Genomic DNA, 17,756 nt, shown 5'->3' on the forward strand with positions numbered 1-17,756 from the left:
ATTTTATTAAGTGCCATGACTTAATTCAGAATCTGAAGAGAGCTCGCTTAGAAAATCGCTTAGAGAGCCGTTTAAAGCATTATACGAAATATAAATTACTAATCATTGATGAGATCGGTTATTTACCAATCGATCCAGAGGATGCGAAACTGTTTTTCCAGCTCATTGATGCCCGTTATGAGAAACGTAGCACGATTTTCACAACGAATGTGAACTTCAAATCATGGGATGAAATATTCCCTGAACCGAAGTTAGCGAATGCAATTTTAGATCGTATTTTACATCACGCTAGCGTTGTTACAATCGTCGGTGATTCATACCGATTAAAGCATCATTTAACCTCGGAAAACGAGTAATTTTGTACATCCTTAAACGAGCGAAAATGTACATATTGGTGTTGACATTTATATCCTTCACATTTAAGATCATCATAGAGTGGTTATAAGATTAATCTAAAATATTCAAGAGTTGGTACTATATATTTTGAATTATACATATTTTCAAGCTCAGACTTTGTTACCCATTTAATATCGGTCACTTCATCTTCTTGTAGTACTGTTTCTGTAATTTCAAAACTTTGGTCAAAAAGCCATACATCGTAAAAATCATTGTACGTATCCCTACGTTCACTCTTTATCATTTTACCGTTCAACCTAGATAAATTTATCCCGATTTCTTCTTTTACTTCTCTTATAACACCATCGAGACTGCTTTCACCTGCTAAAATAGAACCTCCTGGACATTCCCATAAATTAGGGTAAGATTTATCCCGATGTCTTTTCGTTAAAAGAATTTCACCCTTATTATTCCTTATCCATACATGTACAACTATATGATAATCACCATCTGCTAACTTAGCTCCACGTACATGACTTTTACCTGTTTTATTTCTATTCTTATCGTAAACATCCCAAACTTCCATGAACGACCTCCTACACTCCATCTTAAAATCATGAAAACATATTCTCTTACACAAAGAGGATTAGTGTCATTCTTTATTAAGGTGTTTCATATATGATTTGTCCCATTTGTGTGACGTCATAATCACCCAGTGCAGCTACTGCTGATTGGAAATCTGGTGAATTTAAAATCTCTTTTACGGATTCAATCAGTTGTTGATTTTCAAGTGTTTTTAAAAGGACGATATCGTAACGTTCTCTAATAAGTGGTATAAAATCAACCTCTATGAGTTTAGATATTTTTTCAATGCCTATTCCAATATCCGCATACCCATTTGCCACAGCAGAAGCCACATCGATATGGCTCATTTCTTCTTCGTTATACCCTTCAATCGAGGATGAAGATATATGGTGAATGCGTAATTGTTCATCTAATAAAGTACGAGCACCTGAGCCTTTCTCACGGTTCATCAATTTTAGTGATTTGGTCTTAAAATCTTCAAATGATTGAATTTGCAATGGATTTCCTTTTTGAACATAAAAGCCTGCTCGGCGTGAAATCAGATTGATGAGAATATAAGAATGGCTCACAAAAATCTTTTTCAAATAAGGCGTATTATAGTTCCCCGTATCACCGTCGTACAAATGTAAACTAGCAATATCACATTCTCCGTTATACATCGCCATGACACCATTAAAGCTACCTTCATGTGAGCGCAATACTTTATTTGATTGCTTTTTCTCAATATATTTCCCTAATAAGTCTAATACTAAATCTTGTCCACTAATAATAATTTTTTTATTTTTTGTCGTAATAGTAGTAGATGTAGTAGACGGAGTAGGAGTTGCTCCAGTTTTGCTCTTTTGAATATACAATTGTAAATCTGTTCTATCTACTCGCATTTGTCGACCTACACGAAAAACAGGTAAATCTCCCTTTTTCACCAAGTCATAGATCGTTAATTTCGAAACTTTTAATAGTTGTGCAACCTCTTCAATCGTATAGGAATGTTCATGTGACATGTAAAAAATCTCCTCCTATGCTTCTATTGATTACTATACTAACGTAATTATGTTTTTTTAACATCTTGAAAGTTTTAAACGACTTGGTATTTCTTTTTTAGACATAACTCATTATAATTAGTTATGTCTTGTTATAACGAGTTATAAAAGGAGTAAAATTAAAGTGAAAAAGTTTTACAGTTTATTAGCCTCATTATTACTACTTGTTGGCATTTTAGCAGGTTGTGGTAGCCAAGGAAGCAACACGAAAACAAACGAACAAGTTGAATTAACGATTTCCGCAGCAGCTAGTTTACAAGATTCACTAGAAGAACTTCAAAAAAACTATGAAAAAGAACACGCTAATATCAAAATCACCTATAACTTTGGTGGCTCTGGAGCATTACAACAACAAATTTTACAAGGTGCTCCTGTAGATCTTTTCTTTTCAGCAGCAGAAGATAAGTTTGATGGACTAGTAGAAAAAGGGTTAATTGACAATAAACAAGGAACTGACCTTTTAGCTAATGAATTAGTTTTAATCGTTCCTAAGAAAAATGAAAAACAGATTCAATCTTTTGAGGACTTAACGAAGGCTGATAAGATTGCCGTTGGTACACCCGAAACGGTGCCCGCTGGCAAGTATGGTGTAGAAACATTGAAAAACATGAAACTTTGGGAAGATCTAGAATCAAAAGTTGTGTATACAAAAGACGTACGACAAGTACTTACTTATTCAGAAACTGAAAATGTTGATGCAGGTATCGTTTATAAAACAGATGCCCTTGTTTCAGACAAAGTCGATGTCGTTGCAACAGCTAAAGGAGATACACATACACCTATTATTTATCCTGTAGGTGTTATCAAAGATAGTAAGCATGTAAAAGAAGCGGAAGATTTTTATAACTATTTACAAAGTGATGAAGCGATGAAGGTATTTAAAAAATACGGCTTTCAAGGAGCTCATTAATCAATGAGTACTGATTTCTGGTCACCTCTTAAACTTTCTATTGAGATTGCATTTGTGTCTGGAATCATTGTTATAGTAGCAGGTATTCTACTTGGTAAATGGATGGCGAAACGCAATTTCAAAGGAAAATTATTTCTTGAAACGGTACTACTTTTACCATTGGTATTACCTCCTACTGTAGTAGGTTTCCTTCTAATTATTATTTTTGGCAAAAACAGCGTGTTTGGTAGCTTGATTACATGGCTTTTTAACCAACCCGTTATGTTCACATGGTGGGCGGCAGTTATCGCCTCTACTGTTGTGGCATTTCCTTTAATGTATCAATCAGCAAAAACTGGCTTTGAAGCAGTTGATGCGGACATCGAAAATGCTGCACGTGTTGATGGTGCTAACGAATGGCAAGTATTTTTCTTCGTTTCAATCCCTCTTACATTAAAAGCAATTGTGTCAGGTGGGATTTTAAGTTTCACACGTGCTTTAGGTGAATTCGGTGCAACTTTAATGTTTGCAGGAAACCTTCCAGGCAAAACGCAAACTACGCCACTAGCTATTTATATGGCGATTGAATCGGGGAACATGTCACTCGCTTGGTCTTGGGTGATCTGTATGATAGTTATTTCATTCCTTATGCTTCTGAGCGTTCATCTATTGAAAGCATAAAATATATACGAACTAAACTCTACCAACTGTATATTACCCTTAATATGGGAACAAATCTAAGAGCATGTTTTGAAAAAAGATTGATCAAAACATGCTCTTATTTAATGTGAGTTTAGGAATTATATTTATCTGTGAATATTTTTAGCGCCCCTAATATCACTACTAAAGGGATTAGCACTAGCGCAAATCTAAGAAAGTAAATATCAAAGAGGAAACTAATGACAATGATGGGTAATCCAATCATAAGTACCATTGATGCGAATTTAGTATAACGGATTACTTCATTCGATAACTCTGGTTCCTCTTTATACATCCATCTTTTCCCAAACAATAAGCTTTCTTCAGGATCATAATAAGACCAAATTACCAAACCATATATGGGAATCATTAAAATAAAAAATAAAATCTTTTCAGCCATAAAATCCCACCTTGATCATTTATCACTATTTTACTATCCTTTCATCATATTCTGCTTCGTTACAAAAATTCACAATCTCCATCGTCAGATAAACATGAATATCCGACAAAAAAATTATTTTACCCCTAAGAAATAGAAGAAAGATAATTTTCATTAAGCTTTATTTAATCTTTTTTACAAAACTATACCAACGACACTTTTCTTTTTACCCTCCACTAATTGGTGGAATAAAGGCGATTGTGTCCCCTTTTTTTATAATCGTTGAATCTGTTGCAAATTCCTCATTGACCGCTGTCATAACATGTTGTAAAGAAACTTGTGGATATTGAGTTTCCATCCATTCTTTAATTTGTCCAACTGTACAGTCTTCCAGCTCTACACATAATTTTGACTCACCGATGATTTCTTGTAAGTGAGCAAACAATAAAATGTTAATCACACAATTCCTCCTCATTGATTGATGGATTTCCTTTTGGATAAGGGACATTTTCTAATTGATCACCAATCCATTCGGTGCCATCTTCCCAATGCTCTTTTTTCCAAATAGGCACAATTTGTTTAATACGGTCAATAGCAAATTCATTTGCTGCATAGGCCATTTTACGATGTGGTGATGAAACCGCAATGACTACGGCAATATCCGAAATTTCTAAATGACCCACACGATGTGTAATGGCTACTTGCGCTTCTGGCCATTGCTCTTGTATTTCTTTGGAAATTTGTTCAAACATTTTAATGGCCATAGGTGGATAGGCTTGATATTCCAAATGTAATGTTTTCTTTCCTTTCGTCATTTCACGTACTGTTCCGATGAAAACAGTGATCGCTCCAGCGTTTCGATCTGTTACTTTTTGTCTAACTTCCTCAACATCAATTGGTTTATCGATGATTTCAAACAACGACGTAGTCATGATTTTCTCCTCATTTCATGTATTCAATTATGCCTCGGCATAATTGCGTCCGGAATCGGCTTTGTGCTTGAACAAAGAACTCCTTTCCGATTCTGTGACATCCGCCGGAGGCTTTAACTTCTTTCAGCAGGTGTATGGATCCCCGTTGAAAAATAACTTAAATCCACATTTATCTCATCACTATAAAGGTGGGAGACTTCTGATGAAAGAAGTTAAAAATTTCATGTATTGTGCTTTTTCATGAATTGAAAAAGTTGGATAGTCTAATGGTTTATCTAGTGGGTAGGTTGGCCAATAAAGAACACAGACGATATTGGTTACTTTTTGTAGCAAAGATTGATCTTCTGCTTGTCGTAAAAGAACAACCTTCGAATAGTGTTCGTTTTTATATCCCTCGATTAAAATGATATCCATTTTAATTGATTCATAAATAGCTAGTATATCAGCAAGTTGCCAGTTACTTTGGTGAATACTCATGCGCAAAGTACCTTCTCCTTCAACTGCTGTCACACTTGCGCCAGCCTTCTCATGACGAACACTGTCTTTCGAACTTTCTATCATAGGAATACCACCATGTCCATGGTGCTTGATCGTCCCTACACGAAAACCTTCAGTGGTGGCTTGTGTAATGAGTTGTTCCATTAATGTCGTCTTCCCACTATTTTGATAGCCTACGATTTGTAAGATTTTTCGATGTTGCCCCATGGCCACTCACTTCCCTGCAAATCTTCTAACAATAAGACAGCTACTTGCATGCCTTTTTCGTAGCCGCGTGACCCGCCCGGTAATACAATAAAGGCATTGGCTTCTGCTAAAGAAGAAACTGCACTAGATTTATCAAAACCAGAAGGAACAGCAACTAATTGACCGTTTTCGTAAGAAGCACTAGCTCGTACAAAACGGGTAAACGGATTCGGTTTTTTAAAGTCCGCACCTAAAACAGCTTGCTCTCTACGTAGATGTGGTTGTTTATTACCAAATGCTGTTCGAATAATAGGTCGTGTAAATAGTTCAAAGCCAACATAGCAAGCTGATGGATTACCTGAAAGGCCAAATAATAACTGACCGTTTCGAGCAGCAACAGTTGTTACACTACCTGGTCGCATCGCTACTTTATTAAAAAGTACTTTGGCATCAATGGCTTCATAAATGGCAGGTAAGTAATCATAATCACCTACTGATACCCCTCCTGTTGTAATCAATATGTCTACTTCCTGTAGAGCTTTCTCAACTACATCAATACACAAATTTAGATCATCGCTAAGTTTACCAAAATATTTGAAGGTTGCCCCAGCACGTTCAATCTGTGCCATGATCATGTATGCATTACTATTACGAATTTTCCCTGGCTGTAAAGATTCACTTGGTTCTAATAATTCACTTCCTGTTGCAATAACGCCTACGATTGGTTTTCGAAAAACAGGTACTTGATCATAACCAAAAGTAGCAAGTAATGCGACAACACCCGGATTGATAGCTTGTCCTTTTTCAATAAGGATGGCACCTTTTTGAACGTCCTCTCCTTGGTATGAAATATTTGTTCCTGTTGCATAAGAGCGTTTAATCGACATATACATTTGATTATCTTCTTCAAATGTATGCGCTAATTCTAGCATAACGACTGCATCGCATCCTTTTGGGATAGGAGCTCCTGTCATAATGCGCACCGCTTCTTGATGACCTACTATGTCCTCAAATACATAGCCCGCGCCAATTTCTCCGACTACTTTAAAGGTTACTGGATTTTCAGAATTTGCTTCTTGACTATCAACCGAGCGAATAGCATAACCATCATAAGGTGAACGATCAAATGCTGGTACATCTTGGTCAGCAGCAATATCCTCTGCTAAAAATCGTCCATGTGCTTGCAATAGTGAAACAATCTCTATTTTTTCTTGGAATGCAAACTCCATTACACGTTGAACAGCTTCACCCACAGCAATTGGTTTTCTTTTTTCTAACATTTGGAACACTCCTTTATCCGAGTAAACGATAATAAATGGTTTTAGCTTTTTGTAAATCTTGTATACCATGAATAACAACACGACCATCCTGGAAAATCACCAGTCGATAATCTTCCGCTTGGCAAGATAGTAAGTAGTGATTTTTTTGAATATCTCCATAAGGACGAAGTTGGACAGCAAGCTGATCAAAATTATAGTGAATCGGTTTTGGTGGACGGATTTGAATGGCATCGCGACCACATAAAATATCTAATTTTGTTTGATTTTCATAGGACAAATACGGATATGTCGGGTTTTTTCCACAAGATGGACAATCACTTTTACGTATTTTGTCCACGTTTATTTCATAGTGTTGATTTTGCCAAACATCAAAAGTTAAATAACTTTTTCGTAAGGATTCTTCATCGCCTACTAAAAGTTTGAAAACCTCCGCTACTTGATACGCTGCTACGATTTGAACTGTTGGACTGATAATACCAACTGTATCGCATGTCATCCCTGTGTTGGGCATTGCAGCTAGCAAACAATGTAAACAAGGTGTTTTACCTGGCACAATCGTATACGTAGCACCGTAACTACCAACACAAGAACCATAAACCCATGGAATTTGATATTTTTGTGCAAGGTCGTTCATCATAAAGCGAATATCAAAGTTATCCGTTGCATCCACCATAACATCTACATCTACAAGCAGTGATATTATTTGCTCTGTACTTGCATCGAGTATATATTCGTTGATTTCCACCTCTGAGTTAATACTTTTTAGTCGTTTTTTGGCAGCGATTACTTTAGGGACTTTTTCTTGTGCATCTTGCTCGGTATATAGTTGCTGTCTTTGTAAATTACTCCACTCCACATAATCACGATCAATAATCGTCAACTTCCCGACGCCTGCCCTCACAAGAGCCTCTGCGCTAGCACTACCTAAAGCACCAACTCCTATCATCAGGACATGTTTTTGTTTAAGTAGTTGCTGCCCTTTTTCTCCGATTGGGCTAAATAATTGTTGTCTAGAATATCTATTATGCATAAACGTTTTTGCCTTTCTTTCTAAGAATTTTAGTTTGACCTTTTCATTTATAGCTTTATAATAAAAGCAATGTTTTTCAGCAAAAACAAAATCAACTCTATAAAAGGAGGTCCTTTATCTTGCACCCCACACATAGTCAACTTCCAATACGAGCTGCCATTTTAACTGTGAGTGATACACGCACAAAGGCGGATGATCACGGTGGTCAGCGTATTCAATCGTTACTTCAAGAGGCTTCATTCGATTTAGTAGACTACCAAATGACAAAGGATGAACCACTTGAAATCTCAAAACATGTGAAAAAATGGTGCGTTGATCACACTATCAATACGATTATCGTAACAGGTGGAACAGGATTTACACCAAGAGACCAAACTTATGACACGATTCTTCCTCTTTTTGAAAAAGAAATGATGGGATTTGGTGAATTGTTTCGAACACTAAGCTATGAAGAGATTGGACCAAAAGCCATGTTTAGTCGTGCTACTGCAGGTAGTCGCAATAAAACGGCTATCTATGTGTTGCCAGGCTCCACAAATGCCGTGACACTTGCCATGACAAAACTGATTCTTCCTACTGTTCAACATTTCGTCGGCGAGTTGAATCGCGTATGAAAATGGCTGGTGTTGTCTTAGCAGGTGGTCAATCTTCCCGGTATGGTCAACCGAAAATGTTTGAATTGTTTGCTGGTCTACCTTTGTATAAGCACAGTCTCATAGCCTTACAAAAAAATCAACTACAGCCTTTGATTATTGCTACTAATGCTAGCTTGCAATCGAAGTTTGTAGAAGAAAATGTCCAATGGATCATCGAAAAACAGCCTCATCAAGGACCTCTGTTTGCCTTGCATAATATTATGACTAATTTCCCAGATGTTGAGTGGTTTTTTGTAATAGCTAGTGATATGCCTTTTATCAATGCAGAATTCGTCCAAACGATGCTCACATTTATCGATGATCGTTATGATGCCATCGTTCCTAAACAAGGATCGAGATTACAACCTCTTGCTGCTTTATATCGACGTCGTGCTTTACCAAAAGCAAATCAATTAGTCCAACAAAACAAGAGAAGTATGAAAGCCTTGTTAGAGCAGCTTCAAGTATGTTATGTTCCATTTGATGACGAAAGCTCAACATTTATCAATATCAACTCGCAACAAGATTGGCTACAAACATTTGAAAGGAAATCTAATAATGAGTAATTTTACACACTGGAACGAAGAAGGTCGTCCTAAAATGGTCGACATTTCAGAAAAAACAAGCACAAATCGCACAGCCATCGCTCGTAGTACGATCACTTTATCCGATGAAGTCTATCAAGCTATCCAACAAGGAGGCATTAAAAAAGGCGACCCTACACATGTAGCACAAATTGCTGGGATTATAGGTGCTAAAAAAACTGCCGATATTATCCCAATGTGCCATCCGATTATGTTACAAGGGACAGATCTTCAATTTGACTATATAAAAGCAAAGGTTGGTTACGAGCTACACATTCAAGCTACTGTGAAATGTAGTGGTAAAACAGGTGTCGAAATGGAAGCACTAACTGCTGTATCCATTGCCGCACTGACTTTTTATGATATGTGTAAAGCCGTTGACAAATCTATGGTCATTAAAGAAACATACCTTGTTGAAAAAACAGGCGGAAAAAGTGGCACCTTTGTGCATAAATAAACAGAAAAAATCCGGCATTTTTATGCCGATTTTTTTCTGTTTTTTTACATAGTCAACCCAAAGTAATTCCTCTCTATTGCGTCTAACCACCGATGTGTGACATTTCAATTTTTGAGTTTTTTCTTTTTTTCATTGTCTGTTCATTTCGTTCATCCGAATAGCGATCTTTTCTATTTTCCCAAATAGTTGAAATGCATTGGGTGATGGCTTCATCATCTTCTCCTGACCTTAATAATTCTCGTAGGTTCGTACCCTCTGTTGCGAATAAACAAGTATATAGTTTTCCTTCTGCAGAAATACGAGCACGCGAACAGGTTGAGCAAAAAGAATCGGTTACAGATGATATCACACCAATTTCGCCCTGAGCATTTTGATATTGATAACGTGTCGCTACTTCCCCTTTATAATTTGGGTCAACAGGACGCAAAGGAGAAAATTGATGAACTTGGTCAACGATTTCTTTCTTCGACACAACGTCATCTAGCCGCCAACCATTCGAATTACCGACATCCATATATTCAATATAACGAAGAATATGCTGTTTCTCTTTAAAAAATTGTGCCATCGAAACGATATCTTGTTCATTTTTTCCTTTTTGAACTACCATATTGATCTTTACTTGTAAGCCCGCTTCTGCAGCTTTTTCGATACCTTCTAGTACCGTTGTCACTTTTCCTCGATGGCCATTCATCTCAAAAAAACGTTCCTCATTTAATGAATCAAGGCTAATAGATACTCGTGATAATCCTGCTTTTGCTAAATCAGTTGCATATTTTTTCAATAAAGTGCCATTAGTTGTTAAGGCAATTTCCTCTACTCCAACTATGCGGTGAATACGTTCAATTAATAGTGGTAAATCACGACGTAGTAAAGGCTCACCACCCGTAATGCGTACTTTTTTCACACCTAATGAAACGAAAATCTTTACTAATCGTTCGATTTCTTCAAAACTCAATACTTTATCGGACGGTAAAAAAGCATAATCTGGACCAAATACTTCTGCAGGCATGCAATATTGACAACGAAAATTACAACGGTCTGTCACTGATATCCTTAAATCTCTTAATGGTCTGTGTAGTTGGTCTTGTAGATTAGTAATTGTACTCTCCTCCTTTCATTTTGATCAATTTCGCCTTAGCGTAATTGTTGCTGTCGCTGCGCTTTCGCACAGATAATAAACATTTGTTGCTTTCGCTACAGAAAACAATCCGTGATATCTGCCGGAAGCTTTAATTTATTTCATCCGATGTTTGGACCCTCACCGAAATAAGTTAAAGTGATTCATTTGTAGGTAATTGAATTCGCTCTTTGTGTGTATAGATGTTAAGTGAATTTTGACGAATAAAACCTACCGTCGTAATACCGAGTTGCTCTGCCAATTGCAATGCTAATTCTGTTGGAGCTGATTTAGACAGTACAATTTCACAGCCAATTTTCGACACTTTCAGTAAAATTTCCGATGAAATCCGTCCGCTAAATACGATAATTTTATCTTGCATGCTAATGTTGTTTCGTAAGCAATAGCCATAAATTTTATCTAGAGCATTATGGCGTCCAATATCCATTCGACTTAATACAATACCATTCACATCACAAAGCGCAGCATTATGAACACCACCCGTTTGTTTGAATACGTCAGCCGAATCTTGCATATCACGCATTAAACGAAAACAATCATCTGGAGTAATACGCACATGAATACCTTCCATTTTTTTAGATACTAATGCATCATTAGCAAAAACAAAGCCTTGGCGACTCATGCCACAACAAGATGTAATGTATCGTTTATTTTGAATTTGTTGAAAGTAAGGATTCACATGCTTTGTTTTAACGTGTACAAAACCTTCTTTTTCTTGGTGCCAAATTTCTTCAATATCTTCGTAATTACGTATAATTCGCTCAGAAGCCAAATAGCCAATAACCATCTCTTCTACATACTCAGGTGTGCAAACCATCGTCACAAATTCTTGCTGATTAATCTTCACTGTAACAGCGTATTCTGTGACAACGATATCTTCCATTTCTTTGATTTGATTACCTTCAACGCGTATTATTTCTCTTGCTACTGCTTTTTCCATCTGGCATCCCCTTTATTCACTAATAGTATCTTCAAAAACAAATACAGAAATAGCAAAATCTTCTTCAATTTTGATATCTGAAAATAAATGGAGTAACTTACTGCCCATCAATTCTTCCATGCCTTCCGGAGGTGATTTAGTATACAAATCTTGAATCATCTTTGTACGTGCAGCATGAACCATTGTTAAACCTTCAGGTGTACTCGCAATAAATTTTTCTGTCGGTGTGATATTACCATATAAAGTTGACACAGCCATGTTCTCGACGAAAACAGTATGAATACGCTCTGGTCCTTTCCCAAATATATCTTTGCGTAGTTTTCGAATAATGTCGTTGAATTCATGCACTTTTTTTGACATTTTAATATTTCTCCCAACGTAATTAAACTTTTATATCTTATGTCATAGGGGTCACCCTTACAGTTTGTTAATAATATAGCAACTTGACAAAAAATTAAAGAGAAAATACCTGCTGATAAGTATTCACAATTGATAAAATTTATTATACTTATTGTCCATTTTTACTGAAAGGGCTATAATAAATGATAACGCAAATGGAATTAAAGTATTTCGATTCTTATGTCATGGTTTTTTCAAATGAAGTTGAACTATTCGCATAGTGGGTTTTAATATTTGAATTCTATTGTTATATTGAATAAAAAATAAAAGTAGATTGAGTTTTTAGCAAGGCCTGTTAAGAATTTTATCCACCATGACAAATCAGCATGTAATATACGTGCCGTTTCATGGTGGTTTTTTTTATTTTTTGAGCAATAACAACACTGACACCTCGTAATAAAGGATTCTTCATCTACTATGGTGTAGAAATTTGATAAATCGGGAAATAGAAGTATAACAAGACATCTTTAACTAAAATCATCAACTCAAAATTCTATTCCTGTTTTATCCTAAGTATTAACCTGTTGTCATATAAGTCATCTAAGAACAAAAGGAGGAAATCACCTTGACTAAAATTAACATTAATGGCGTACCGTATGATGTAGCAGAGGGAGCTACAATACTTGATACCATTAATCAAAATGGCATCGCCCATCCACAAATTTGTCATGTACCGTCTGTTGATCCTATCGAAACTTGTGATACATGTATCGTCGAAGTGAATGGACAATTAGTTCGCTCTTGTTCAACAAAAGCAGTAAACGGCATGGATATCCAACTGACTTCTGATAAAGCGAAAGCTGCACAAACAGAAGCGATGGATCGTTTACTAGAAAATCATTTACTGTACTGCACAGTTTGTGATAATAACAACGGAAATTGTACATTACACAACACAGCAGAATTAATGGAAATTGAACATCAAAAATATCCTTATCAACCAAAAGTTGAACCACACGAAGTAGACATGTCGCATCCGTTTTATCGATATGATCCAAACCAATGTATCGCATGTGGACAATGTGTAGAGGTTTGTCAAAACTTACAAGTTAACGAAACATTATCTCTTGATTGGGAAGCTGAAAGACCAAAAGTAATTTGGGATGAAGGCGTTGCCATTAATGATTCTTCATGTGTAGGCTGTGGGCAATGTGTTACCGTTTGTCCATGTAATGCCTTAATGGAAAAATCAATGCTTGGTGAAGCTGGTTTTATGACTGGGCTTAAGCAAGAAACATTAGATCCGATGATTAGTTTAATTAAAGAAGTCGAGCCTGGCTATAGCGGTATCTTTGCTGTTTCTGAAGTCGAAGCTGCTATGCGTAGTAAACGTACGAAGAAAACAAAAACAGTTTGTACTTTCTGTGGAGTAGGTTGTTCGTTCGAAGTGTGGACAAAAGACCGCAAAATTTTAAAAGTGCAACCTTCTGAAGGTCCTGTAAATGCTATTTCTACTTGTGTAAAAGGAAAATTCGGTTGGGACTTCATCAACTCTGAAGAACGAATTACAAAACCATTAATTCGTAAAAATGATGCATTTGTTGAATCTTCATGGGATGAAGCTCTTGACTTAATTGTTACTAAACTAGGTGGCATTCAAAAAGAACACGGTTCTGGTTCTGTCGGCTTTATTTCTTCTTCAAAAATTACAAACGAAGAAAACTACTTAATTCAAAAAATGGCACGTCAATTATTCGAAACAAACGACGTTGATAACTGCTCACGCTATTGTCAATCTCCAGCTACAGATGGCCTACTACGCACAGTTGGTATAGGTGGCGACGCTGGAACGATCAAAGATATCGCAAAAGCTGGCCTTGTTATTATTGTTGGGGCAAACCCTGCAGAAGGTCACCCTGTTTTAGCTACTCGTGTAAAACGTGCCCATAAGTTACACGGTCAAAAATTAATTGTTGCCGACGTTCGTAAACATGAAATGGCTGAGCGTTCTGATATTTTCATGCGCCCAAAACAAGGAACAGACCAAGTATGGTTAATGGCCGTTACAAAATATATGATCGATCAAGGTTGGCATGATGAAGCCTTCATTAAAGAGAACGTGCACTTCTTTGATGATTTTAAAGATGTACTTGAAACATACACACTAGAATATGCAGAAAAAGAAACGGGCATTTCAAAAGAAACGTTGATAAATGTTGCTGAAATGATTCGTGATGCTGACGGTACATGTGTACTTTGGGGTATGGGTGTTACACAAAATACAGGTGGCTCCTATACATCAGCTGCAATTTCTAACCTACTTCTAGCTACTGGTAACTATCGTCGTCCAGGTGCAGGTGCCTACCCTCTTCGTGGTCACAACAATGTTCAAGGTGCTTGTGATATGGGGACACTACCAAATCTATTACCAGGTAATCAAAAAGTAATAGACGACGAAGCACGTAAGAAATTTGAAGAAGCATATGGTGTGAAAATTAAACCTGAACCAGGTCGTACGAATATGGCAATGTTAGATGCTATCATGGAAGGTAAAATGAAAGCAATGTATTTAGTTGGCGAAGATATGGCACTTGTAGATTGCGATGCTAACCATGTAGATAAAGTACTTTCACAATTAGACTTCTTTGTTGTACAAGATTGCTTCCTTTCACGTACAGCACAATATGCGGATGTTATTTTACCAGCAGCACCTTCTCTTGAAAAAGAAGGTACTTTCACGAATACAGAGCGTCGTGTACAACGACTATATCAAGTATTACCAACACTTGGTGAATCAAAAGCCGATTGGGAAATCCTTCAATTAGTAGCACGTCGCCTAGGTGCTGACTGGAATTACAGTCACCCAAGTGAAATCTTTGCTGAAATGGCTAGTCTTGCTCCATTCTTCTCGCAAGCGAACTATGATGTATTAGAAAATTGGGGTAGCTTCTGTTGGGGTAGCCATGATGGTAAAGACACACCTTTACTATATGAGGATGGCTTTAACTTCCCTGACAAAAAAGCTCGTTTTGCTTTAAATGATTGGATCAGACCGGTTGAATATGAAGCGCAATATGATTGCCATATTAACAACGGTCGTATGCTTGAACACTTCCATGAAGGTAATATGACAAATAAATCAAAAGGTATTCAATCGAAAGTACCTGAAATTTTTGTTGAAGTATCACCTGAACTTGCAAAAGAACGCGGCATTGAAGATGGAGCTCTTCTTCGTTTAGTGTCTCCTCAGGGTGCATTAAAATTAAATGCCCTAGTGACAGATCGCGTACAAGGAAATGAACTATTCTTACCAATGAACTCTGTTAGCAAAGATTCAGCGATTAATTTCTTAACGGGTCAAGCTGGAGACATCAATACATCGACACCGGCGTATAAACAAACAAAAGTACGCGTTGAAGTATTGAAACAAAAAGGAAAATCGCCACTTCCTAGAACAAACCCGCGTTATAAAAAACGTCATCCACAAAATGGTGTTGAGGTACAACGTAAATGGAATCGTCCTGGCTACGTTCACTTAACAACTAACGAAAGGGAGTGATTTCATGGCTGCACCAATTACGACAATTCAAAAAGCGCAAAAAACAGAAGAACAACTAAAGGAAGAAAAGTTAGAGAATTTAAAGGAACTTCTTTCTGAGAATGAAGAAATGGTTAACCAGGTCTTTACGATCATGGCAGAATTAAATGATATTGGAGCACTAGAAGCAGCTACGAAACTACTTGAAGCAAAAGAAGATGTTGCCCATATTGCACTTGGTCAATTAACTCGCAAGCCTGTTACAAATATCATCAACAACTTAATGGGTGTTGCGGGCGCATTAACCGAACTGAATCCAGAAACAACAACAAAGCTTATTGAAAGCTTAAATGTTGGCTTAGATGAAGCGAACAAAGCCGTTGAATCTGATGAAAAAGTTAGTGCCTTCAAGTTGTTAAAAATGTTAAACGATCCTGATGTTAATCGTGCTGTAAATTTTGGCGTTCACTTCTTAAAAGGGCTTGGCAAAGGCCTAAAATAGGAGGATGGTTTCTTTATGCTAACGAACGAGCACATTTTAAAAACTTTGCAGAAAATTGATGACCCAGAGCTTCATAAAAGCATCGTTGACTTGAATATGGTACGTAATATTCAAGTTAACGGTACGGATATCTCACTTGATATTGTCTTGACTATTCAAGGTTGTCCTTTAAAAGCTAAAATTCAACAAGATGTTGAAGAAGCGTTAAAAGCGATCGGTGCATCAAAAGTCTCCATCACATTTGGTGCTATGACAGATGACGAACGTCGTAGTTTAACAGCTTCTTTAAAATCACAAAATGCTACGGATAAAGGTATGCCTAAAATGCTTCTACCCGATTCTGGTGTCAAATTTATTGCAGTTACTAGTGGTAAAGGGGGCGTCGGTAAGTCTACTGTGACGATTAACTTAGCAGTATCCCTTGCCCGTCTTGGCAAACGTGTAGGTATTTTAGACGCCGACATATATGGATTTAGTATTCCTGCCATGATGAAGATTCATCAAAAACCAACGATGCTTGACCAAACAGCTATTCCTGTTGTTAGTCATGGTGTAAAAATCATGTCGATGGGCTTTTTCACAAACGAAAACCAGCCTGTTATGTGGCGTGGTCCAATGCTGAACAAATGGATTCGCAACTTCCTTGTCAATACACATTGGGATGAACTAGATTATCTCCTTATAGATTTACCACCTGGTACAGGAGATGTAGCCATTGATATGGCGGCAATGATTCCACAAGCACAAGAAATTATTGTCACAACACCGCACCTTGCAGCTTCCCATGTTGCTTCTCGTGCAGGTCTAATGGCTCAACATACGAAACACTCGATTCTTGGTGTTGTTGAAAACATGGCTTACTTTGAAAATGCGAATGGTGAAAAGAACTATCTATTCGGTCAAGGTGGCGCCGAAAAATTGGCAGATGAGCTTCAAACAAGTATCATTGCTCAAGTTCCATTTGCGCAACCTGAGGAAAATACAGGTTCTTCCGTATACGACGAAGACTCTATTATCGGAGAAGTATTTACACACCTTGCAGAAGATATTATTTTTTAATAAAACAATAAAAACCCTTGCCTCGTTCTTACACGAGACAAGGGTTATTTTAGTGTAGTAAGGTTCTGACGAAACACTCCCCTACTATTTAGTTCAATAACCAGCCTTTTTTAAAACCTGCATAAAATAAAAACGATACATATTTTTAACGAAAGAATCTAAAGGTAGCCCAACATTTAATTGATACTTTGTAAAAATAAAATAAAAACGCTTATCCCATTTTAAACGCAATAATTCTCCAGCATCTTCACCGTATTTCTCTGTAAATTCCTCAATTAAAGGTTCAATCATATAGTAGCAATAGTCCTTTAAGTTTGCGAGGGCTTCTATATCTTTGTCCTTTTGAAAACGCGTAATCCAATCTTCTAATTGTTCGTTCATTGTAAAATCCATCTCTCTTTATATTGAGTTTCTTCCTATTATATTATAACTCTTTTTATAAGCTTTCGTTTCTTAAATATTTTGTTTTGGGTTGATAAAATAATAAGCTTTATACCTATTCAATATGTAAGATGCTCACATAATGAATAATAGTTTGTATCCCCTTTATAATCGATCAAATACGTTCTTATAGTATGACTACGATGAACACTTATGATCATTTATTGGAAGAAACTATTTAAAGAGCGAGTACTTATGTAAAAAACTTTTCATCATTGGGTTAGGAGTCCGAAAACTCATGAAAGTTTTATTGTTATGTCAAAAAGTCA

At 36.7% G+C, this 17,756-nt stretch carries 21 protein-coding genes; 9 read left to right on the forward strand and 12 right to left on the reverse strand.

Features of this window, described 5'->3' with window-relative positions; genetic code table 11:
• On the forward strand, positions 1-356 hold a 356-nt coding region (locus QRN68_RS06375), incomplete at its 5' end, for an ATP-binding protein (RefSeq protein ID WP_285395918.1).
• 83 nt (positions 357-439) lie between these two features.
• On the opposite strand, the gene QRN68_RS06380 is transcribed toward QRN68_RS06375, so the two are convergent.
• Positions 440-922 carry an NUDIX hydrolase gene (locus tag QRN68_RS06380; RefSeq protein WP_285395919.1) on the reverse strand — a complete coding sequence of 161 codons (483 nt, stop codon included), beginning with the start codon at positions 920-922 and terminating at the stop codon, positions 440-442.
• A gap of 76 nt (positions 923-998) precedes the next feature.
• On the reverse strand, positions 999-1,922 hold the full coding sequence (locus QRN68_RS06385; RefSeq protein ID WP_285395920.1) for a helix-turn-helix transcriptional regulator: 924 nt from the start codon (positions 1,920-1,922) through the stop codon (positions 999-1,001).
• Between the two features lie 163 nt (positions 1,923-2,085).
• Between QRN68_RS06385 and modA the strand changes: the two genes are divergently transcribed.
• Both modA and modB read left to right on the forward strand, forming a co-directional pair.
• Positions 2,086-2,871 carry a molybdate ABC transporter substrate-binding protein gene (gene modA / locus QRN68_RS06390; protein WP_285395921.1) on the forward strand — a complete coding sequence of 262 codons (786 nt, stop codon included), beginning with the start codon at positions 2,086-2,088 and terminating at the stop codon, positions 2,869-2,871.
• Between the two features lie 3 nt (positions 2,872-2,874).
• Entirely contained in the window at positions 2,875-3,531 is a 657-nt protein-coding gene (gene modB, locus QRN68_RS06395) for a molybdate ABC transporter permease subunit (RefSeq protein ID WP_285395922.1), read from the forward strand.
• A 112-nt stretch (positions 3,532-3,643) separates the two neighbouring features.
• On the opposite strand, the gene QRN68_RS06400 is transcribed toward modB, so the two are convergent.
• From QRN68_RS06400 to QRN68_RS06425, 6 genes are all read right to left on the reverse strand, one after another.
• Positions 3,644-3,949, reverse strand: coding sequence for a hypothetical protein (locus QRN68_RS06400; RefSeq protein ID WP_285395923.1), 306 nt, complete (start codon positions 3,947-3,949; stop codon positions 3,644-3,646).
• Positions 3,950-4,154: 205 nt separating this feature from the next.
• Positions 4,155-4,388 carry a molybdopterin converting factor subunit 1 gene (gene moaD, locus QRN68_RS06405; RefSeq protein ID WP_285395924.1) on the reverse strand — a complete coding sequence of 78 codons (234 nt, stop codon included), beginning with the start codon at positions 4,386-4,388 and terminating at the stop codon, positions 4,155-4,157.
• Complete coding sequence (locus QRN68_RS06410) at positions 4,381-4,860, reverse strand: molybdenum cofactor biosynthesis protein MoaE (protein ID WP_285395925.1); 480 nt, start codon at positions 4,858-4,860, stop codon at positions 4,381-4,383. Before QRN68_RS06410 ends, moaD begins: the two co-directional genes overlap by 8 nt.
• A gap of 180 nt (positions 4,861-5,040) precedes the next feature.
• Positions 5,041-5,565 carry a molybdopterin-guanine dinucleotide biosynthesis protein B gene (gene mobB / locus QRN68_RS06415; RefSeq protein ID WP_285395926.1) on the reverse strand — a complete coding sequence of 175 codons (525 nt, stop codon included), beginning with the start codon at positions 5,563-5,565 and terminating at the stop codon, positions 5,041-5,043.
• Complete coding sequence (locus QRN68_RS06420) at positions 5,532-6,824, reverse strand: molybdopterin molybdotransferase MoeA (protein WP_285395927.1); 1,293 nt, start codon at positions 6,822-6,824, stop codon at positions 5,532-5,534. Before QRN68_RS06420 ends, mobB begins: the two co-directional genes overlap by 34 nt.
• 13 nt (positions 6,825-6,837) lie before the next feature.
• Complete coding sequence (locus tag QRN68_RS06425) at positions 6,838-7,854, reverse strand: thiazole biosynthesis adenylyltransferase ThiF (protein WP_285395929.1); 1,017 nt, start codon at positions 7,852-7,854, stop codon at positions 6,838-6,840.
• Positions 7,855-7,973: 119 nt separating this feature from the next.
• Here QRN68_RS06425 and QRN68_RS06430 point away from each other — a divergent pair, with 119 nt between their 5' ends.
• From QRN68_RS06430 to moaC, 3 genes are read left to right on the forward strand one after another with little or no spacing between them, the layout of a single operon-like run.
• Positions 7,974-8,468, forward strand: a complete 495-nt coding sequence (locus QRN68_RS06430) for a MogA/MoaB family molybdenum cofactor biosynthesis protein (protein ID WP_285395930.1) — start codon at positions 7,974-7,976, stop codon at positions 8,466-8,468.
• 2 nt (positions 8,469-8,470) lie between these two features.
• On the forward strand, positions 8,471-9,055 hold the full coding sequence (locus QRN68_RS06435; RefSeq protein ID WP_285395931.1) for a molybdenum cofactor guanylyltransferase: 585 nt from the start codon (positions 8,471-8,473) through the stop codon (positions 9,053-9,055).
• The gene (moaC, locus tag QRN68_RS06440; protein ID WP_285395932.1) at positions 9,048-9,530 is read left to right on the forward strand and encodes a cyclic pyranopterin monophosphate synthase MoaC; all 483 of its coding nucleotides are present in this window, start codon (positions 9,048-9,050) and stop codon (positions 9,528-9,530) included. Before QRN68_RS06435 ends, moaC begins: the two co-directional genes overlap by 8 nt.
• Positions 9,531-9,612: 82 nt before the next feature.
• On the opposite strand, the gene moaA is transcribed toward moaC, so the two are convergent.
• The 3 genes from moaA to QRN68_RS06455 all read right to left on the reverse strand — a co-directional run bounded on the left by moaA (position 9,613) and on the right by QRN68_RS06455 (position 11,968).
• The gene (gene moaA, locus QRN68_RS06445) at positions 9,613-10,629 is read right to left on the reverse strand and encodes a GTP 3',8-cyclase MoaA (RefSeq protein WP_285396026.1); all 1,017 of its coding nucleotides are present in this window, start codon (positions 10,627-10,629) and stop codon (positions 9,613-9,615) included.
• Positions 10,630-10,801: 172 nt separating this feature from the next.
• Positions 10,802-11,608 carry a formate dehydrogenase accessory sulfurtransferase FdhD gene (fdhD, locus tag QRN68_RS06450; protein WP_285395933.1) on the reverse strand — a complete coding sequence of 269 codons (807 nt, stop codon included), beginning with the start codon at positions 11,606-11,608 and terminating at the stop codon, positions 10,802-10,804.
• Between the two features lie 12 nt (positions 11,609-11,620).
• Positions 11,621-11,968: a Na-translocating system protein MpsC family protein gene (locus tag QRN68_RS06455; protein WP_285395934.1), complete on the reverse strand. Its 348-nt coding sequence runs from the start codon at positions 11,966-11,968 to the stop codon at positions 11,621-11,623.
• A gap of 604 nt (positions 11,969-12,572) precedes the next feature.
• Between QRN68_RS06455 and fdhF the strand changes: the two genes are divergently transcribed.
• Genes fdhF through QRN68_RS06470 form a run of 3 tightly spaced genes read left to right on the forward strand, consistent with a single transcriptional unit; the run spans position 12,573 to position 17,046 of the window.
• Positions 12,573-15,506 carry a formate dehydrogenase subunit alpha gene (fdhF, locus tag QRN68_RS06460; RefSeq protein WP_285395935.1) on the forward strand — a complete coding sequence of 978 codons (2,934 nt, stop codon included), beginning with the start codon at positions 12,573-12,575 and terminating at the stop codon, positions 15,504-15,506.
• A 4-nt stretch (positions 15,507-15,510) separates the two neighbouring features.
• The gene (locus tag QRN68_RS06465; RefSeq protein WP_285395936.1) at positions 15,511-15,987 is read left to right on the forward strand and encodes a helical membrane plugin domain-containing protein; all 477 of its coding nucleotides are present in this window, start codon (positions 15,511-15,513) and stop codon (positions 15,985-15,987) included.
• A 15-nt stretch (positions 15,988-16,002) separates the two neighbouring features.
• Positions 16,003-17,046, forward strand: coding sequence for an Mrp/NBP35 family ATP-binding protein (locus tag QRN68_RS06470; protein ID WP_285395937.1), 1,044 nt, complete (start codon positions 16,003-16,005; stop codon positions 17,044-17,046).
• 93 nt (positions 17,047-17,139) lie between these two features.
• Here the strand turns inward: QRN68_RS06470 and QRN68_RS06475 are convergent, their stop codons facing one another.
• The gene (locus QRN68_RS06475) at positions 17,140-17,427 is read right to left on the reverse strand and encodes a hypothetical protein (protein ID WP_285395938.1); all 288 of its coding nucleotides are present in this window, start codon (positions 17,425-17,427) and stop codon (positions 17,140-17,142) included.
• Positions 17,428-17,756 lie beyond the last annotated feature (329 nt).

Source organism: Lysinibacillus sp. fls2-241-R2A-57, from assembly GCF_030209535.1.
Classification (GTDB): domain Bacteria; phylum Bacillota; class Bacilli; order Bacillales_A; family Planococcaceae; genus Lysinibacillus.